We start from the raw sequence: 15,808 nt of genomic DNA, 5'->3' as shown, positions 1-15,808 counted from the left end.
AGTTCAAACATGGCGCTATAGTCATGCGGGCGCGAAGGCGCCGCAAAATAGAGGTTAGATTATGAAGAGAGCAGTGAAGGCAGTCCAATTATCGCTTGAATAGATTCTTAGCAATAATTGGACACAAAAATGAATAGAAACAATATCTGGAATTACTCATTCTTATACTCTTTGGTACTTCTGGTACCTTTTGATCTGCTTGCTTCACTGGGGATGGACTTATACCTTCCGGCAGTGAATGACATCGGCACAAGTTTCAAGGTAGGAAGGGAGCAGGTTCAGCTGACGCTGACCATGTATATGGGACTCCTAGGCCTTGGGCAATTGCTGTTTGGCCCCCTCTCGGACAAGTTTGGCAGAAGGCCGATAGTCGTTATTGGCGCTGTCTTGTACTCATTGTCCAGCCTGGCTATTCCCTTAAGTCCGAACTTCGATTACTTTCTGGGACTGAGATTGTTACAGTCGCTGAGCGCGTCTGCACTATTGGTTGCGGCGTTTGCCACGGTCAGAGATGTATTTGCCGAAAGGGAAGAAGGCGTAGTCGTTTACGCCATCATGGGTTCAGTGTTGGCTTGTGTACCGGCAGTGGCTCCGTTTCTGGGCGCCTTGATAGAAAAGCAGTGGCATTGGCAGGGCATATTTTACTTCCTGGGAATATTCGCTGCCGTGGTTGCCGTGCACACAGTGTTTAAATGGCCAGAAACCCGGCCGGCCAAAACCCAGCCGTTTCGTTTCAATAGCTTGTTCACCATCCTGGGGTCCAAGACTTTTATCGGTTATACCTTGGCTTATGCAACGGCAATGGGAACCTTCTTCGCCTACTTTTCCACCTCGCCCTCGGTGCTGATGGATACCTTGAGCCTGAGTAAACTCGAGTTCAGCCTCTGGTTCGGCTCGGTGGCGATTGTGATGGTACTGACCACCAGGTTCGTCAAGCCTTTGGTTGGGCGTTGGGGAATCAGCGGCACAGTGTTTCGAGGGCTGGCGGGGCTATTTGTCAGTGGGCTTATCCTCTATCTGTGCGAGTGGCTCTTTGGCGTTACCCTGCTGGGCTTTATGCTTCCCATGTACCTGATTGGAGTCAATATTGCCTTGACTTGTGCAGTCTCGGCCAACGGCGCGCTGCACGCCTTCTCCGCTTCGGCGGGTTTGGCAACGGCGCTTTATTATGCGCTGGAAAGCCTGTACTTAAGCCTGATGGTCAGTGTGCTGATAAAGCTGATCCCGCCCGGAACCTCGGCCACCATAGCCGTGTATATCTTTATCTCTTCCCTGTTAGCTGCGGGCTTTATCCTGCTGGGGCGGCGGCAGAGTAAATAGCTTCTTATAAGCTTGCAGGCCACACTTGAGCTTGTTCAGGTGTGGCCTTCGCTGTTCATGAGTAGGATAGCGTTAACGGTTCGCAGCGCGCCTCTCAACGCTATCACCATTAAAGCCGTGCAATAAAGCTACGCCTCTACGGCTTAACGATATCTTGCAGCAGCAGTTGCTATGCCAGGCAGGCGACAATGGTTTGGAGCTGGTCTATGCCGCCATACAGCAATTCGGTGGCACTACTTCACCCAATAGCATGATCCCCGGGGAGCTTCCCGCCCGTTCCTGGGCCTGAGTGGTGAGGATGAGGGAGAGGTGATGGCGATTTTGAGTGAGTGGCTATCTGCGGGCTAATTTTAGTCGGTCCAACATGTGTTTTACATATTGCTCGATTATGTCAGGGCAAAGGATTTGGAAACCAGATAAAAGAAATTCGAGTTCCCTGTAATGCATGTCAGCAAGCTCCTTGCTTGGTGATAGCTCAATATATTTATTAACTAGCCTGAGTTGGAGAACAGTCTTATTGTAAATACTCACTAAAGTTCGGGTATCTTCACTGGAATTATACAAGTCGCTAGTTACATATATACGGTCATCATCCTGGATTTCATAGGCTTTGATTATTAACAGTTCTTCATAACTATTTGGATTTACCTCGACGTCAAAGCCTACTTGACAAGTATAGCTTTGAAACTGGGGACGTTTGGAAAGCAGTAATCTATTATCTGAGCGAACACCGTCCAGCATCCGCATCAGTTCATTCAGTTTCGCTTCTCGCTCTAAATGCTTGACCTGTGCTTGCATCGCCTTGCGGCTCAGCTCTGTCTCTCGCTTGGTATCTGCCAGCTCTTGGCGGGTCAATGCGAGTTCCTTTTGTTGGGTTCGCAGTGACCAGATAAGTAAGACGACCGTGATAAAACCTAGGATCGGGTTCAGCGTGCCGCCGATATAGTCACCAAAGGCGCCAAAGTCTTCTTTATTACCCAATGGCCAACCAAACTGTGTGAAATACAAATTGAGGATGAACAAGCTCAATGCCAATAACATTGAAACGGCAATAAGATAGGACGCTGTGGTGGCGAACACGGAGAGTATTCGTTGTGGGAACGTTGGGGCATCGTTTGGCATGGGCCTTCCTTTAATGGCTGAGTAATGAGTGCATCATGTTGGCAATATCATAGGGTAAGTTGAACAATCCGGTCAAAACGCCTGAGCGGAGCTGTCATGAACACGGAGGTTTAGACCCATTTAATTATTTAATGGTGGATTTAAACGGGTTTAAACATGTTTCATGGTAAAATGATGAAACTTGTAGATTCTGTGAGGAAGCAAAGTGATACGCATAGAAAAGTTGTACAACAGTGCATGGAAAAAAGTAGTGCTTTTTGTCGTTGTGTTTGTTTTAGTGGCTTGCTTCTTTCATTTTATAAAATCTTTGCAGCCGTTTTTAAAAACATTAGTTGAGCTAGGGCAGGTATTGACCGCACTTGCAGCTTTTATTGGCGCCTATGCCGCATTACGAGGTGTTGATAGTTGGCGAAGACAACTACACAGTGCAGCCAGATTTACAAAAGTAACCGAGTTTAATAATTTGCTGCTTACTTACGAAAGTAAACTTGAATCAGCTGCTAATTTACTTCACATACCTTTGCTACAGGTTTATTTGGGTAAAAAGAAAACTCTTGCTGAGAGCACTGAAGACGCAATAAGACGTAAAGAGAGCCAGTTTAAATCCATTATTAAAAGTTTGGCTGGTGATGCTCGAATTCTGGATAAGTTATGTGCGGCTGATAACTCTGAAACAAAATCTCCTCAGATGTTGAGTGAGCTTGTTAAAAAATTATCAAGCAAAACATATAAATATTTAAATTGCCGAGATTACACAAAGCTGAAAGAGCATAGTGAAGAGCTATTTCAGTGTTTGGGCTCTATAAATGATATGGTCGCTCAGTACGAGCAAGGTATCAATTAATCTCCTATCCACAGAGCTAAACACGCATCCATAATGATGAAAGACGATTAAACGTAAAGGCCCATAAGGGCCTTTTCTCATTTCGCTTACTGTAACCGTTCTATCAATATGAGAAACCGAGATTAGCCGAGAGTTGGTGAAATCTGGCGAGCTAAACTCAGGTTTTATGCGGGTTTGAGAAGTATTTAAATCGGATTTAACGAAGAGTTGAAAAGTCTGTGCTAAATGAGAAAAGGCAGCTCGACAAAAGGCTTGTGCTGCCTATATGAGAATTACTTAACGTCCTTCCCAATCCATACCACTTTACCAACGATATTGAGCATAGGAAGATCTGCAGCAGTGACAACCTGTTCCTTATACTCCTTGTTATCGCTGATAATGGTCACGCTGCCATCAATGTGTTTCTGGAGGCGCTTAGCGTAAAGTTCGTCGCCTAGACGTAGCACGAATATACTGCCATCAGTCAGTGTGGTTTGAGTGATATCTACTAGTATCGAATCACCAGTGTGAATAGTTGGCTCCATTGAGTCGCCCTTAGCAAACACCACACGCAAGTTTTCAGGTTGTAGGCCACGAAAGCGTAACCACTTGGTGCGGAATGCCAGCTTTCGTCTAACTTTCTCATCATCCCACACTGCACCATGGCCAGTGCTGACTGGGGCATGAAAACCGTTAATCAGTGCATACTCTTCATCGAATTCATTGCCAGGGCAAATGGCCATCTCAGTCTCAATCTGTTTTGTACCTTCTCCAGTACAAAGCCACTCTAGATTTACATTATAGAGGCGAGAAATACGCACCATTTTGTCAAAAGATGGCTTGGTTCCTTGGGTGAACCACTTCCTAACACCACCTTCAGATGTCTCAATAGCGATAGCGAAAGATCTTAAGCTCTCATCCCCAATAAGCTCTTTAAGACGTTCAGCAAAGCTTTCCACGCCTTCAGTTGGAAAGGAAAGAGCGCTTTCTTTTTTCATATTCACTTTCTTCTTTTATAAGCCTGTTTTAAATCAACGGCTTGCCGCGTTTGGCCAATGGGCCATAAATAAAACCATAGAAAGATACTAAAAGACGTTGTAATTCGTCTTTTAAGATCGTATCGTTCTTATATCGCGCACTTGGCATGTTGCGTAGTGCGCGAGTTGATATGCTAACACGGAAAAACATCATGAAAATAGAGAACGCCAATCACATTCATGCAGCGCTAAGGGCACAAGGCCTAACTAGTCGCTCTTGGGCTGTCTCAAATGGTTTTAATCCAAGGACTGTTCAAGACTGCATTCAGATGTTTGCCCCAAGTCAAAAGCGTGTTCCTAAAAGACCACTATCAACAAAGATCATTGATGAACTCAGTAAAACGATAGGTTACGACTTGTTGGGGGTCAATCATGGTGAATAGTTGGTATACCCCGCAACAGCTTTTAGATATGCCAGGCATGCCATCTACTGTGCAGGGTATTAGATATAAAGCCAAAGTGGAGTCATGGGCGAAGCAGAAACTGGCTAAGGGCAAAGGCTTCGAATATCACCTCAGTAGCTTACCGGCAATCACACAGGCACATCTGCAACAACAGATAACCAAAACTGAACCCAATAGAGAAGTGGCTGCCGCTCGCCAAGTACTTGCCGCTTCAATCGCTAGTACAACAGCTTTTAAAACCGAGCAGCAGCAACGCTTTCTCACGCTACCAACTGCTAAACAGCAAACGGCTTTAGAACGTAGAGCATTGCTCGAAGAACTGGCTACATTCGTTGCTCCGTTCGAAGCTCAAGGTCGTAAAACAGAAGCGGTCAATGCTTGGGCTTTGCAACACGACTTAAAAGTATCTACGCTTTATCGCTGGAAAAAAGCCTATAAATCCAAAGGCTTGATGGGGTTGGTTGATACACGCGGCGGCGTCCAAATCAACGTCATGGAAACCCAGCCACAGCTGCAGCAATTTTTTATTGCCTTAGTTACGGGCAAACCGCACTTGCTTGAAAAGTACAAAACTCTGCGAACTGAAGCCGAAAAGAAAGCTGCTGAATATGGTTGGGCAGTGCCATCCATCGGCGCCATTCGCCGCTGGATGCTCCGTTGGCATCAAGACAATATCGCAGCATTTACCGCGCTGACTAATCCTGATGCGTACAATAATTCGCATCGTCCATTATACGGAACTATGTACCCATGGCTGAGCGGTCCCAATCAAGTTTGGGAGTTCGACAGCACGCCAACTGATGTGATGCTCAATTCCCATGGCAAGCTGCGGCGTTATGCTGTGATTGCAGCTATTGATGTTTACACTCGCCGCCCCATGGTAATGGTGACACCAAGTTCAAACAGTGAGGGGATCTGCCTATTACTACGTCGCTGCATGCTCAACTGGGGCATGCTTGAAAAGGACGGCGTAGCCCGCACTGATAACGGCTCAGATTATGTCAGCCAACGGGTAACCGGCATCTTTGATCTGCTCGATTACAACCAAGAACGTACCCGCCCATTTAGCGGTTGGGAAAAACCTTTTATTGAACGTTTCTTTGGCACCTTGTCGCGAGCACTGTTCGAATTGCTGCCTGCCTACATAGGTCACAGTGTTAGTGATCGCCAAAAAATCGAATCAGCCAAAGCCTTTGCGCAGCGTATTGGTGGCAAGAATAAGGCCGCTAATCAAGCTGAAGCGCTTGAACTGGCTATGACGCCAGCAGCGCTGCAGCAGATGATCGACGATTGGATCAACTATGACTACCTGCATCAGGAACATGACGGCTTTAAAGGCTCATTAAAGGGTAAAACTCCGTTTCAGGTTTACAGCGAAAGCGGCTACAAACCGCAGTTCATTGCTAATCCTCATTCGCTCGATTTACTGCTTAACCATATTGGCGATGCCACAGTTGTTCGCGGCAGTGTCAGTGCTGGCGGCGTTAAATATACCGCGCCAGAGCTACAGGAAAGCGTATGGGACAGAAAGCGCGTGCGGGTATTCCTTGACCCTTCAGATGTTGGCCGCGCCACCCTCTATTTATTGGATGATTGGCAGCAATGTGTGGAGGCCGTAAACCTCGACCTTATTGGCCGTGATATCGATCCAACTGCATTCCGTCAGGCCCGTAAAGACGACAAAAAAGTATTGGCAGGTTTTCGCCGTGCAGCACGAGAGCTACAGGACAAATTTGGCATCGACACCTTGGCTGCAGAGGGGTTAGCCAAAGCCGCAGCGGAGCGTGGCTGTCTCACCAGTTTTGTACCCAAATCAGATACCACTCATAACCCAGCACTGGCGGCGTTAAGCCAACCAATTTCCCGAATAGCCAGTCAGTCAGAACAACAGTTAATCAGCCTCAGTCGCGAATCAAACGCCTTGGGTGAAGCAGCCAGTAGAGTCAACCAAAACCACGCCACTGTGATGCGTTCAGAGCATGAAAAGGCGGAGGAATTAACGCTGGAAAGTCTCAGCCGTGACCTCAGTGAACGTGAATTGCAATGGCTTAACGATTATCGCCTCAAGTACCGCTTGTTTGCCAAACGGTTAGACAAGCTGAAAGAGGATACAAAAAAAGCCGCCAATTGAGCTGGCGGCTTGGGAGAGGACGCTGCAAACGTCCATATCTAGTCAATGGAGATCTTAGTTATGAAACATCGTGTTGTCGAGGTTAAAAACGTACTGTCCTGCTTGGAACTCATGGAGAACCTGCAGGGCCGTTCCTCTATCACTCCCGGCATTGGTCTAATCCATGGCCCATCTGGCTTTGGTAAAACTACTACCATCTGCTGGCTCATAAACCAGCTAGGAGCAATGAATGCCATTTATGTGCGTTGCTATGCCACTGATACGCCGTCTTCTTTTCTAGCTCGGGTGATGGAAGAGCTGGGTGCAGACATGGTCTATCCACTGCGCAAAAGCGTGGATTTCATTGTTGATCGCATGAACGAGCGCCAGTTACCCCTGTTTATCGACGAAGCCGATCATATCGTCGGCCAATCCAAAATCATGGAAACCATTCGTGACCTTTACGATGCCACCGAGCAACCCGTGGTGCTGGTCGGTATGGAAGAGATCGCCCGCCGCATCAGTCACCGAAAACAGTTGTTTAACCGTGTTAGTGAGTGGGTGGAATTTCAGCCTGCAGACTTATCAGATGTTCACAGTTTTGCCGAGCAGCTGCTGGATGAACGTATCACCGTGAGTGACGACATGCTGGAGCACATCCGTAAACGCAGTGGCGGTGAAGTGCGCCGTATTCTCACCGCTCTGGAGAAAATTGAGCGCTCCGCCATCGCCAACGATATGGATGTAGTCACCCTGGACAACTGGGGCGATCAGCCATTGTTTTTGGAGTTCAGGCGCTAGCACCGCCTTAACCCGGCCGTCAGAGCCGCAATAAGGGTTAAGACCATTTTTAGGGATTGAACATGGCTAATGACACAGAACGGGCTTGGGCATGGATCCACAGCCAATACAGTTTCACCAGAGCAGAACTGGCCAAAGCTACAGGCTTAGCGCCAAAGCGGTGCTCATCCATTATCTCGGCGCTGAAAAAACGCGGTTTTATCAAAGATACCGCGTTACCTACAAGGGAGCGTTTTATCGGTGGCTTTACCCCAAAACGCTACAAGTCAGTCAACCGGGCTGAGTATAGCGGGCGCGGCAAAAGTACGGCGCCAAAACACCGGCGAGGTACCGCACAACAGTGCGTGTGGCAGTCAATGCGGATCATGCGCACTTTTACTTATCCCGACTTGGTCGCAACGGCAGAAGTCAGCATGAGTACCGCCAGAGTCTACTGCAATCTGCTGGCGCAATTTGGCTATGTACGCCAGGTGCGTGGGCGACCTAATCACTTGCCTAACTCTCAGCGGGTTGGTGAATACACCAGTTTTCGTTTGGTGAAAGACACCGGCCCTATAGCACCGAAGAGACAAAAGGGCGGCTTATTTGACGCCAACTTAAACAAGGAGATCCAGCATGACGTGGCTTGACGTGATAGCCGAGCAGGCTCAGTTGAACGGTCAAAAAGCGGTAGCCGAGAAGCTGCATATATCGCGTACCACTGTTAGCCAGGTACTCAGCGGTAAGTACCCTGGAGATATGGAACGCATGCAAAAACTGGTGGAAGGGGCCTACATGAACCACACCGTTATGTGTCCTGTGCTCGGTGAAATTCCACTGAATGAATGCTTGGCCAACCAGAAAAACACTAAGACCACAGGTAGCCCGATCCGCATCAAGCTGTATCGCTCTTGCCGTGGTGGATGCCCTTTTTCCAGCCTTGATGCCTCGCAAGTGTTCAGCGTGCAGTCCAGCTTTAGCAGTCGCCGCAATGAATACGATGCCGATGGCACCATCCGCCGTTTAACTCTGCAAGCAGGGGACGATAAAAACGAGCTAATTCAACTGTTGAAAACCGAACTTAAGCACCTAGGTGCCAAGTTGAATCGTATGACGAAGGAGCGTGATTGATGAAACACCATAAACCTGTTTTTGACGTAGTCGCCGCGCTGCGCCTGCGCGGCATGAAAGTCATCAAGCAAGGCCAAAAAGTGATCACCATTGACTACCCCAGCAGTGACTTTAAGCACACGGCGGTGGAAATCACTGAAAGCCTATTTGGCCAACGCGAAACTTTTTACACCGTGCAGTTCAACGGTTTTACCGTGCGCTGGAACAACCCACTTTAAGGAGAAAAACATGGATGCAATCACGATTCCCGTCGGGTACCGCCAAAACGCCAAGGGCGATTTAGTGCCGGAAGAACGCATCAAAGCCATCGACAAGCTACGCGATGAAGTGGTGCTTGGTGTAGTGACGCAAGCTAAAGCAGTACGAACCCAAATGACCGAGTTCAAACTCGCTGCTATGTCCCAGCTTGGTGACTTTGTTGACCTTTCTGCCGCCGAGTATGGTGTCAGCTATGGCGGTAAAAAGGGCAACATTACTCTCACCAGCTTTGATGGCCGCTACCGTATTGTTCGCGCCATTGGTGAACACCGCAATTTTGATGAAAGGATCCAGGCCGCCAAAGCGCTTATTGACCAGTGCATTCACAACTGGAGCGGTGGCGCAGACACCCGCCTCATGGCCATGGTTGAGCACGCCTTTCGGGTAAACCAACAAGGTCGTATCGACGTTAACCAAGTGCTGAGCCTGCGCCAGTTAAGCATTGACGATCTTTTGTGGCAACAAGCGATGGACGCAATTGCTGATGCCATTCAAATCACCGGTACCAGTGAGTATCTGCGCCTTTACGAGCGCCAACCCAATGGCAAATACAAACAGCTGCCGATGGATATCAGCAGCTTATAACACACCGTCAAGCAAGGAGAATGCGATGAAACACAAACTCAGTACAGGCTATGGCGCCGCAGCTGAAACAGCGGTGTGCATGGAGCGTCTTCACCGTTATAGCGACGCAGCACAATACTGGCAAATGGCCAATTATGCCGCGCGTACCCAAGTCAACCAAGAGTGGACTGCTCGCCGAGCAGCTTTTTGTCGGGTCTTTGGTCGCCGGATTGAATTGGCCAACAAACAGGCAAGGAGGGCTGCGTGATGCCAACACCCACTCATCACGACTCGAAGCTTGGGCAGCCCTCATCCACTCGTATCCGTTCACTGCTGGATGGCAATGAAGAGCAGCTTGACCGAGTGAAGCTGCAATTGCTGGTGCTCGAACTGTTTGAGCTTCCTGTGAATGAATTGAGGGAGAAATTGTTGGCGTTGGCGGTATTCAGACCGGAAGTCTGCGTGGCCGCCAGTGGCAACATGCTTCAATCGCTGCAGGGAGTCACTACCGAAAAAACCATTCAGTGCAGGGAGGTGATTTGTAGCGCCCTGGCGCTGGCAGGTACAGAGATTGTTTCTAAAGACAGGACCGCAGTAAGTAATGCGTTTTAAGCGAAACCACCGGCATTCATGCCGGTTGGTCTGCCAAGCGTGGTGACTTGGTACTGATGAGCAGCCAAAGGAATAAGTCATGACTCAACACGGAAAAAAGTTGCTGGCTTATGTGATGTGTCATTTAGCTATCAGCAGTCGTGATCCAGCACTACGTCGTCAGCATGCTGAAGCGTGGCTGGATGGCTATTTGCCCAACTGGCGAGATTCGAAACTACCTACAATCAAGCGTCGGAACTTGCTGGTTAGTACAGAAGAAGATGAGGATGAACAATCATGACACCAGAAGTGTCCGCCCGTAAAAAGCAGCTGATTAAATTAATCAACGTGGGCAGAAATACCCTGCAGTTGGATGAGCCAACTTATCGTGCCATGCTCACAGACGCGGTGCACAAAGACTCACTGCGGCAGATGACCCTGGGGGAGCTGGAGCAAATTAGTCATTTGCTAAAATCCAAGGGTTTCAAACCAACTTCAAAGACCAATAAACAAGGTGTTAAACGCCGCTTAAGCCAGCCTACAGGTCAAGCCAAACATCCTGTTATCGACAAGATTGTCGCGGTGTGGATCACCATGGGCCACCACCTGGTTGTTACGGAGCCCAGTGAGTCAGCACTGGATGCTTACGTGCGCCGGATGACTAAACGCTCAGCAGGTAATGGCATTGATTCAGTACGCTGGCTTGACAATGAGGGCGCCTACAAAGTGCTGGAAAGCCTCAAGCGTTGGCATCGGCGCGAGCTTATTGAGCGCATAGTTGCCCGAGGTCAACCGTTACCCGTTAACCGTCATGGCAATCCAGCCAGCTATGAGCAGATTGTTGCGGCTTACGAGGGGCATGGTGTGGTGGCCAACGAACTATCAGGGGCTTGCGAATGACAGAAGAATGCAAGAGTAAAGCGCTACAACATGATAGTGAAGAGCAGCTTGAGTTGTTGGGCAGTGACAGCCGAGAACTTGAGCAAGCCCTGCTAACCCTTGCCAGTCTTAATGAAGATGAGCGCAGCGAGTTTATGCGCCGCTGGCCTGCTAATTTGCAGAGTCTGTGCGAGTTGATCCGCACAGCCTTACGCAGTCGTGGCGTGAATGAGTCCGACGCATTGGCAGAACACTTGGCCACTTTGATTGGTAGCTACCTTGGTGGGCGCGATATGTATATCCCAAGCGGCGAACGTCTCAAAGTAGCTTTGAGGGATATCCGTATCTGGCGCGAATTCAAAGGGAATAACCTGGAACAGCTTAGTCGCCTGTATGGCCTCAGCGAGCGCCGTGTCAGCCAAATAGTTGCGGAACAACGCACTGCCTTTGTCGCGAGGAAGCAGAGGGGGTTGTTTTAATGGCAAATTCTGCAGAATAATAGCAGCCTACTTAACGGAGGTTAGTATGGCTATATGGGTTGATGATTGTCCTCGATGTAAAGCTCAAAAAATGACATTTAACGTAAATCACTATGTATTCGTGAGACGCTTGACAAATAACTACGACCTTTTGGAAGCGAGTGCACAGTGCAGAGGATGTGGAAGGATTTCAATTCTCCAGTGTACTACTGATAAGGTCGATCACAGCAATAGCGGACGAATAAATATTGAAACTATGGTTGAACTATCGGGATTCTTTGATGTTCATAAGTTTTTAACCCTTGCTGATGTTGAAGCCGATACCCCTCCCAAACATTTACCCCCGGAAATTGAAAAGGCATTTGTAGAAGGTGCTAAGTGTTATGCAGTTGGTTGTTATAATGCATCTGGAGCCATGTTTAGGTTAGCACTTGACCTAGCCTCGAAAGGTCTCCTACCACCAGAGGGCAGCGCTGATATTAATTCTCGTCAAAGAACTAATTTAGCAGATAGATTGAAGTGGTTATTTGAGAAGCAGCATTGGCCGGAGTCACTCAGAGAGTTGGTTGTGTGTATACGTCAAGACGGGAATGATGGCGCTCATGATGGTACTTTAGGTCAGGATGAAGCTGAAGACTTGATGGATTTTACCTCTATGCTGCTGGAGAAGATCTTTACTGAACCAGCACGAATAGAAGCTACTAAAACTAGACGAGATGCTCGCCGAGCGAGAGCTAAAGCTTAAACGATTAATGCCAGGAATGGCGTTTTCATCACGAAGAAGGAACTTCTTATGCGTATTGTGCTAGTGTTGTTAGCCGCCCTGATTGGAGCGTACATCCTCATCCCCGTGCAAGTTTCGGGCTCCATCTACATACTGACCAATTCGGCAGCCGTAGTGCCGCTCCCCCTGATCGAGATAAAGGTCTATCCCCTTGATCGCTTTCGCGATGCAATCTATGCCAAGCAATCATTTGTGAGTGCTGAATGTATCGGTGCCGTATCTGAAACTGAAGCAGCGCAGGCGCTATTGGAACAAGGCCCCAGAGCAAAAGAAGCCTACGAGCAGAGCCAGGCTTGTAGCATATCCAACTTGATCGTAGATATCACGTTGGAGCCGCTAACCACGATCCAAACGGGGAAGAAGGGGGAGTTCTCTTTTTCGCTGTCACGCCTTGAAGATGTGGTTTTGGTAGCCAGTGCAGAGCGGCAACTGCCGCTTTCAAAAGAATCTTACCTTTGGTTACAAGCGTTGAAGCCTGGAGCAGGCTTTAAAGAAGAGATCGCTCTTAACAATCAGAATCAAGTAATCGAAGAAGATATCCGGAGTATCAATCTCTAGGACTGAAAAGTTTTATTAGTCTAAGTTAATGATAAAAAAGGAATATATATGAGTGATTCTAAGGTCCCCCAAGATTTGGTTAAAAACTTCCTACTGCAATTTGAGAGTTTGCAAAGTGCTTTTGAGGCTTTTGATCGTAAAGCACATAGTTATTTTTCGGGGAGTACGGCAAATCAAATTAAAATTCTGGCCGTCAGGGATAGTGCCAACAATCTGTGTCTGAACTTACTGGGTGTCGATTTGGCGGTGAGCTACCAACCGACAGTCGTTGATGAAACTTCTCAGATTTATGGCTTGATTGAGTTTAGCCTGAAGAAAAAAGGTGTTAACACTGTTGTATACAAGCTTATTATTGATACATCGTGCAATCTCTATAAAGTTGCTGAAAATGGTCGTGAGGTAGGTGAGTATATTGGTTCAGCAGAATACGCTGAGATGGAAATACACCTTACATTTGGAACCGAGTTAGCTGCAGGTGTGCTCGGTTGTTTCATTCTAGAGAATGAGCCACAAAGCTACAAAGAATAACCCTGAAACCTTTCCAATCCGGGTGAACTAACGAAACCGGGACAATGACAGCAAGTTCATTGTCCCGGTTTTTTTATGGCCTTCATATCTCACCACCGCGCCAGGAGTGCGGCCAATAGCGCCCCGAAACTGCAAGGCCCCAAGGCCATTGCGAATCGGGTATATCGCCAGTGCGCCCAGGATGGCTTTCGTGCCCGTATCCGGCATGAATTGTATGGCCTGAGCACCTGCACAGTCCCCCTTTACAGCCACCACGCTACCCGCCAGAGCTATTACAGCCAAGGCTGGCACGCCGTTACTCAGCTGCACATCGTAAAGGCCAGAGCCAAAGAAAATGAACGCACCCGAATGGCTGGAGGCAAGCATGAATAAGCTGCGTAATTGGCTGGCAGGCATTGGTCTCAGCGTAGGCGCTGTTACGGGCGCAGTTTATGTGGCTGATACTGAAGGCTACAGTGCCACCGCTTACTATGATGTGGCGCAAAAACTGACCGTCTGCCGGGGCCACACAGGCAGCGACATTATTCAGAATAAGGTTTACACCCGAGCCGAGTGTGATCAGCTTTTCGCCCAGGATATAAAAGCTGCTGACGATGCGCTGCTGCGTTTGACTAATCCAGTAAAACTCACTAACGGCGAGCATGCCGCCTATCTATCTTTCATTTTCAATGTCGGTCAAGGCGCTTTTGCTGGCTCCACCCTACGTAAAAAACTACTGGCAGGTGACGCATTGGGTGCCTGTGATGAACTCATTAAGGCCTGTGGCCAGTACGGTTGCAATGGCTGGGTGTATAGCTATGACGTCAAATGGCCGGGACTGGTCACACGCCGCAATGAAGAACATGCAATGTGTATCAGTGAATTACCTGCCTCAGTGTTTCCACCTGCAACAGATAGAAGAGCATCACCATGGATACAGTAAAGCGCTATGCATTGCTTATTGGTGGCGGCTTGGCGGGCGTCATCATCTTGTACCTGCTGTTAACGCTACTGGCACTCAATTACCGATACGATCAAGCCCAGCAGGCACTGACCTCTGCCGATGCCGCCTTCCAAGTGGCCAGCACCGATGCAGTCAGGAGCAAGGCTGCCATCATCGACTTGACCAGAGAAAACACATTGTTACTGCAGGATAACAATCAACTGGTAACCCAATTGAAGAAAACTAACCAGGAAAAGCTGACGCTGACCGCAGCACTTTCTGCATTGAACACTCAACTTGATCAGCAGTTGACGGAGGCCACAGATGAACACACTCAAAATTGGCGCACTGATTATGTGCCTGTCGATGCTGTGCAGTTGCTCCAGCGCGCCGCCACCAGTGCGTTATGTGCCGGTAACCAAGACCCAGTATGTACTGATGCCGGAAGCGTTGCTGTCGTGGTGTCAGATAACAGCACTACCACCAGCGGTGGCAAAGTGCCTGAATCAACAGCCCATGCCAGCAAGCTGTATGAGTAACCCACAGGTACTGCAACTGGTGATCTCACTATATGGCGACCTTGGCCGCTGCAACCTGGATAACGCCGCAGTTAAGACATGGCATCAACAGAAACAACAAGCGTTACAAAAGGATGAATGATGGACGTATTTGACCACGCCAGTGACAAAGAAAATCAGGACAGGGAAAACGCTATTGCCAACGTGGTCAATGCCACTCGTTCGGCATTTATGGGGACAGGAGTTTGTCTGGACTGCTTGGAACCGGTAGAGCCGGAGCGCTTATCAGTGGCGCCCTATGCTGTGCGCTGTATCAGTTGTCAGCGGGATCAAGACAAACGCTATCAAATGATGACAGGAGGCCATCGTGCTTGAGGTGCTGTTTAAGGTGTGGCCCATCGTGGCTGCTGTTGGCTCGCTAATTGGTACCTTGGTGTTGGCGTGGCTTTATCGCAAGTTTGTACCCATGACCGACCACCAGAAGCTGGTGCAGCGGGTCAATGCCCACGAAAAGCGGCTAACTAAAGTGGAACAGCACATGGAGGCAATGCCTACTCGCGAAGAGCTGCATCAACTGGATAAAACTCTTACCGGGCTTGGCGCGCGCTTTGGTGCCATGGAGCAAGGTATCAATCATATCCGTACCAACGTGGATATGTTGATTGAAAACGAAATCAGCCAGGAACGCAGAGGAGATAGATAAATGGCGTTATCTGAAATTATGTCATGGCACCAACGTTTGGTGATCCTGCGACTGCTGGCCGAAGTACCCGGCTTTGACCTGAATGAGTCAGTTATCCAGGATGGCCTCGATGCTTATGGCCTTGATATCAGCCGTGATGCACTGCGTACTCAACTGACATGGCTCCATGAGCAAGGGCTGGTCACTATCAACAATATTGGTAAAACCATGACAGCCACGCTCACCGCGCGCGGTGAGGATGTGGCCAGAGGTCGTGCGACAGTGCCAGGCATAAAACGCCCTCGGGCAGGAGACTGA

General features: G+C 48.6%; 27 protein-coding genes and 1 other RNA gene. 26 read left to right on the top strand and 2 right to left on the bottom strand.

The genetic code is table 11. The annotated features are described in order from the left end of the window. Nucleotides 1–129 precede the first annotated feature (129 nt). The gene (locus ACSHSR_RS15570) at nt 130–1,320 is read left to right on the top strand and encodes a Bcr/CflA family efflux MFS transporter (protein ID WP_475624224.1); all 1,191 of its coding nucleotides are present in this window, start codon (nt 130–132) and stop codon (nt 1,318–1,320) included. 154 nt (nt 1,321–1,474) lie between these two features. Further along, nucleotides 1,475–1,609 carry a phage virion morphogenesis protein gene (locus ACSHSR_RS15565; protein WP_258286935.1) on the top strand — a complete coding sequence of 45 codons (135 nt, stop codon included), beginning with the start codon at nt 1,475–1,477 and terminating at the stop codon, nt 1,607–1,609. A 44-nt stretch (nt 1,610–1,653) separates the two neighbouring features. On the opposite strand, the gene ACSHSR_RS15560 is transcribed toward ACSHSR_RS15565, so the two are convergent. After that, nucleotides 1,654–2,442, bottom strand: a complete 789-nt coding sequence (locus ACSHSR_RS15560; RefSeq protein ID WP_109248959.1) for a hypothetical protein — start codon at nt 2,440–2,442, stop codon at nt 1,654–1,656. Nucleotides 2,443–2,647: 205 nt separating this feature from the next. On the opposite strand from ACSHSR_RS15560, the gene ACSHSR_RS15555 reads away from it, so the two are divergent. Beyond that, on the top strand, nt 2,648–3,286 hold the full coding sequence (locus ACSHSR_RS15555) for a hypothetical protein (RefSeq protein ID WP_146508531.1): 639 nt from the start codon (nt 2,648–2,650) through the stop codon (nt 3,284–3,286). Between the two features lie 272 nt (nt 3,287–3,558). Here ACSHSR_RS15555 and ACSHSR_RS15550 read toward each other — a convergent pair whose 3' ends face one another. After that, nucleotides 3,559–4,263, bottom strand: a complete 705-nt coding sequence (locus tag ACSHSR_RS15550) for an XRE family transcriptional regulator (protein ID WP_479630916.1) — start codon at nt 4,261–4,263, stop codon at nt 3,559–3,561. A 191-nt stretch (nt 4,264–4,454) separates the two neighbouring features. On the opposite strand from ACSHSR_RS15550, the gene ACSHSR_RS15545 reads away from it, so the two are divergent. From ACSHSR_RS15545 to ACSHSR_RS15435, 23 genes are all read left to right on the top strand, one after another. Further along, nucleotides 4,455–4,685 (top strand): helix-turn-helix domain-containing protein, encoded by a 231-nt coding sequence (locus tag ACSHSR_RS15545; protein ID WP_123115911.1) that lies wholly within the window; start codon nt 4,455–4,457, stop codon nt 4,683–4,685. Further along, nucleotides 4,675–6,837 (top strand): DNA-binding protein, encoded by a 2,163-nt coding sequence (locus tag ACSHSR_RS15540; protein WP_479630915.1) that lies wholly within the window; start codon nt 4,675–4,677, stop codon nt 6,835–6,837. The genes ACSHSR_RS15545 and ACSHSR_RS15540 overlap by 11 nt, the downstream gene beginning before the upstream one ends. 45 nt (nt 6,838–6,882) lie before the next feature. Then, nucleotides 6,883–7,617, top strand: a complete 735-nt coding sequence (locus tag ACSHSR_RS15535) for an ATP-binding protein (protein ID WP_345870764.1) — start codon at nt 6,883–6,885, stop codon at nt 7,615–7,617. A 62-nt stretch (nt 7,618–7,679) separates the two neighbouring features. Next, complete coding sequence (locus ACSHSR_RS15530) at nt 7,680–8,246, top strand: winged helix-turn-helix domain-containing protein (RefSeq protein ID WP_479630914.1); 567 nt, start codon at nt 7,680–7,682, stop codon at nt 8,244–8,246. Beyond that, complete coding sequence (locus ACSHSR_RS15525) at nt 8,233–8,727, top strand: helix-turn-helix domain-containing protein (protein ID WP_479630913.1); 495 nt, start codon at nt 8,233–8,235, stop codon at nt 8,725–8,727. The genes ACSHSR_RS15530 and ACSHSR_RS15525 overlap by 14 nt, the downstream gene beginning before the upstream one ends. Continuing rightward, nucleotides 8,727–8,945 carry a hypothetical protein gene (locus ACSHSR_RS15520; protein WP_345858694.1) on the top strand — a complete coding sequence of 73 codons (219 nt, stop codon included), beginning with the start codon at nt 8,727–8,729 and terminating at the stop codon, nt 8,943–8,945. Before ACSHSR_RS15525 ends, ACSHSR_RS15520 begins: the two co-directional genes overlap by 1 nt. A 10-nt stretch (nt 8,946–8,955) precedes the next feature. Next, nucleotides 8,956–9,570, top strand: coding sequence for a DUF3164 family protein (locus ACSHSR_RS15515; protein ID WP_479630912.1), 615 nt, complete (start codon nt 8,956–8,958; stop codon nt 9,568–9,570). A gap of 25 nt (nt 9,571–9,595) precedes the next feature. Further along, nucleotides 9,596–9,817: an ANR family transcriptional regulator gene (locus tag ACSHSR_RS15510; RefSeq protein ID WP_208136735.1), complete on the top strand. Its 222-nt coding sequence runs from the start codon at nt 9,596–9,598 to the stop codon at nt 9,815–9,817. Further along, nucleotides 9,817–10,161, top strand: coding sequence for a hypothetical protein (locus ACSHSR_RS15505; RefSeq protein WP_208136736.1), 345 nt, complete (start codon nt 9,817–9,819; stop codon nt 10,159–10,161). Before ACSHSR_RS15510 ends, ACSHSR_RS15505 begins: the two co-directional genes overlap by 1 nt. Then, nucleotides 10,160–10,231, top strand: an RNA gene (locus ACSHSR_RS15500) — hammerhead ribozyme type II. Before ACSHSR_RS15505 ends, ACSHSR_RS15500 begins: the two co-directional genes overlap by 2 nt. A 9-nt stretch (nt 10,232–10,240) precedes the next feature. Beyond that, nucleotides 10,241–10,441 (top strand): hypothetical protein, encoded by a 201-nt coding sequence (locus tag ACSHSR_RS15495; RefSeq protein WP_208136737.1) that lies wholly within the window; start codon nt 10,241–10,243, stop codon nt 10,439–10,441. Continuing rightward, nucleotides 10,438–11,040 carry a gp16 family protein gene (locus ACSHSR_RS15490; RefSeq protein ID WP_479630911.1) on the top strand — a complete coding sequence of 201 codons (603 nt, stop codon included), beginning with the start codon at nt 10,438–10,440 and terminating at the stop codon, nt 11,038–11,040. Before ACSHSR_RS15495 ends, ACSHSR_RS15490 begins: the two co-directional genes overlap by 4 nt. Beyond that, a complete protein-coding gene (locus tag ACSHSR_RS15485; protein ID WP_479630910.1) occupies nt 11,037–11,498 on the top strand; it encodes a Mor transcription activator family protein in 462 nt (153 codons plus the stop codon). Before ACSHSR_RS15490 ends, ACSHSR_RS15485 begins: the two co-directional genes overlap by 4 nt. A 46-nt stretch (nt 11,499–11,544) precedes the next feature. Then, a complete protein-coding gene (locus ACSHSR_RS15480; RefSeq protein WP_479630909.1) occupies nt 11,545–12,243 on the top strand; it encodes a DUF4145 domain-containing protein in 699 nt (232 codons plus the stop codon). Between the two features lie 48 nt (nt 12,244–12,291). Continuing rightward, entirely contained in the window at nt 12,292–12,840 is a 549-nt protein-coding gene (locus ACSHSR_RS15475) for a hypothetical protein (RefSeq protein WP_479630908.1), read from the top strand. A gap of 48 nt (nt 12,841–12,888) precedes the next feature. Next, nucleotides 12,889–13,368 (top strand): hypothetical protein, encoded by a 480-nt coding sequence (locus tag ACSHSR_RS15470; RefSeq protein ID WP_479630907.1) that lies wholly within the window; start codon nt 12,889–12,891, stop codon nt 13,366–13,368. Between the two features lie 75 nt (nt 13,369–13,443). Further along, a complete protein-coding gene (locus ACSHSR_RS15465; RefSeq protein WP_479630906.1) occupies nt 13,444–13,740 on the top strand; it encodes a hypothetical protein in 297 nt (98 codons plus the stop codon). Continuing rightward, nucleotides 13,733–14,290: a lysozyme gene (locus ACSHSR_RS15460; protein WP_479630905.1), complete on the top strand. Its 558-nt coding sequence runs from the start codon at nt 13,733–13,735 to the stop codon at nt 14,288–14,290. Before ACSHSR_RS15465 ends, ACSHSR_RS15460 begins: the two co-directional genes overlap by 8 nt. Beyond that, nucleotides 14,278–14,829, top strand: a complete 552-nt coding sequence (locus ACSHSR_RS15455) for a hypothetical protein (RefSeq protein ID WP_479630904.1) — start codon at nt 14,278–14,280, stop codon at nt 14,827–14,829. Before ACSHSR_RS15460 ends, ACSHSR_RS15455 begins: the two co-directional genes overlap by 13 nt. Beyond that, the gene (locus ACSHSR_RS15450) at nt 14,822–14,950 is read left to right on the top strand and encodes a hypothetical protein (RefSeq protein ID WP_260849807.1); all 129 of its coding nucleotides are present in this window, start codon (nt 14,822–14,824) and stop codon (nt 14,948–14,950) included. The genes ACSHSR_RS15455 and ACSHSR_RS15450 overlap by 8 nt, the downstream gene beginning before the upstream one ends. After that, nucleotides 14,947–15,183, top strand: coding sequence for a TraR/DksA C4-type zinc finger protein (locus tag ACSHSR_RS15445; RefSeq protein WP_479630903.1), 237 nt, complete (start codon nt 14,947–14,949; stop codon nt 15,181–15,183). Before ACSHSR_RS15450 ends, ACSHSR_RS15445 begins: the two co-directional genes overlap by 4 nt. Further along, nucleotides 15,176–15,511, top strand: coding sequence for a DUF2730 domain-containing protein (locus ACSHSR_RS15440; RefSeq protein WP_260849808.1), 336 nt, complete (start codon nt 15,176–15,178; stop codon nt 15,509–15,511). The genes ACSHSR_RS15445 and ACSHSR_RS15440 overlap by 8 nt, the downstream gene beginning before the upstream one ends. Continuing rightward, on the top strand, nt 15,512–15,808 hold the full coding sequence (locus tag ACSHSR_RS15435; protein WP_479630902.1) for a VpaChn25_0724 family phage protein: 297 nt from the start codon (nt 15,512–15,514) through the stop codon (nt 15,806–15,808).

This window comes from Shewanella sp. VK101 (genome assembly GCF_056497865.1).
Note: the sequence above shows the minus strand (reverse complement) of the source record. Positions and strands in the feature narration are given on the sequence as shown.

Bases quoted from the DNA above. Each gene is read 5' to 3' on its own strand.
- ACSHSR_RS15570 (WP_475624224.1), top strand. From the start codon at position 130: ATGAATAGAAACAATATCTGGAATTACTCATTCTTATACTCTTTGGTA.
- ACSHSR_RS15560 (WP_109248959.1), bottom strand. From the start codon at position 2,442: ATGCCAAACGATGCCCCAACGTTCCCACAACGAATACTCTCCGTGTTC.
- ACSHSR_RS15550 (WP_479630916.1), bottom strand. From the start codon at position 4,263: ATGAAAAAAGAAAGCGCTCTTTCCTTTCCAACTGAAGGCGTGGAAAGC.
- ACSHSR_RS15545 (WP_123115911.1), top strand. From the start codon at position 4,455: ATGAAAATAGAGAACGCCAATCACATTCATGCAGCGCTAAGGGCACAA.
- ACSHSR_RS15540 (WP_479630915.1), top strand. From the start codon at position 4,675: ATGGTGAATAGTTGGTATACCCCGCAACAGCTTTTAGATATGCCAGGC.
- ACSHSR_RS15535 (WP_345870764.1), top strand. From the start codon at position 6,883: ATGGAGATCTTAGTTATGAAACATCGTGTTGTCGAGGTTAAAAACGTA.
- ACSHSR_RS15530 (WP_479630914.1), top strand. From the start codon at position 7,680: ATGGCTAATGACACAGAACGGGCTTGGGCATGGATCCACAGCCAATAC.
- ACSHSR_RS15525 (WP_479630913.1), top strand. From the start codon at position 8,233: ATGACGTGGCTTGACGTGATAGCCGAGCAGGCTCAGTTGAACGGTCAA.
- ACSHSR_RS15520 (WP_345858694.1), top strand. From the start codon at position 8,727: ATGAAACACCATAAACCTGTTTTTGACGTAGTCGCCGCGCTGCGCCTG.
- ACSHSR_RS15515 (WP_479630912.1), top strand. From the start codon at position 8,956: ATGGATGCAATCACGATTCCCGTCGGGTACCGCCAAAACGCCAAGGGC.
- ACSHSR_RS15510 (WP_208136735.1), top strand. From the start codon at position 9,596: ATGAAACACAAACTCAGTACAGGCTATGGCGCCGCAGCTGAAACAGCG.
- ACSHSR_RS15505 (WP_208136736.1), top strand. From the start codon at position 9,817: ATGCCAACACCCACTCATCACGACTCGAAGCTTGGGCAGCCCTCATCC.
- ACSHSR_RS15495 (WP_208136737.1), top strand. From the start codon at position 10,241: ATGACTCAACACGGAAAAAAGTTGCTGGCTTATGTGATGTGTCATTTA.
- ACSHSR_RS15490 (WP_479630911.1), top strand. From the start codon at position 10,438: ATGACACCAGAAGTGTCCGCCCGTAAAAAGCAGCTGATTAAATTAATC.
- ACSHSR_RS15485 (WP_479630910.1), top strand. From the start codon at position 11,037: ATGACAGAAGAATGCAAGAGTAAAGCGCTACAACATGATAGTGAAGAG.
- ACSHSR_RS15480 (WP_479630909.1), top strand. From the start codon at position 11,545: ATGGCTATATGGGTTGATGATTGTCCTCGATGTAAAGCTCAAAAAATG.
- ACSHSR_RS15475 (WP_479630908.1), top strand. From the start codon at position 12,292: ATGCGTATTGTGCTAGTGTTGTTAGCCGCCCTGATTGGAGCGTACATC.
- ACSHSR_RS15470 (WP_479630907.1), top strand. From the start codon at position 12,889: ATGAGTGATTCTAAGGTCCCCCAAGATTTGGTTAAAAACTTCCTACTG.
- ACSHSR_RS15465 (WP_479630906.1), top strand. From the start codon at position 13,444: ATGGCCTTCATATCTCACCACCGCGCCAGGAGTGCGGCCAATAGCGCC.
- ACSHSR_RS15460 (WP_479630905.1), top strand. From the start codon at position 13,733: ATGAATAAGCTGCGTAATTGGCTGGCAGGCATTGGTCTCAGCGTAGGC.
- ACSHSR_RS15455 (WP_479630904.1), top strand. From the start codon at position 14,278: ATGGATACAGTAAAGCGCTATGCATTGCTTATTGGTGGCGGCTTGGCG.
- ACSHSR_RS15450 (WP_260849807.1), top strand. From the start codon at position 14,822: ATGAGTAACCCACAGGTACTGCAACTGGTGATCTCACTATATGGCGAC.
- ACSHSR_RS15445 (WP_479630903.1), top strand. From the start codon at position 14,947: ATGATGGACGTATTTGACCACGCCAGTGACAAAGAAAATCAGGACAGG.
- ACSHSR_RS15435 (WP_479630902.1), top strand. From the start codon at position 15,512: ATGGCGTTATCTGAAATTATGTCATGGCACCAACGTTTGGTGATCCTG.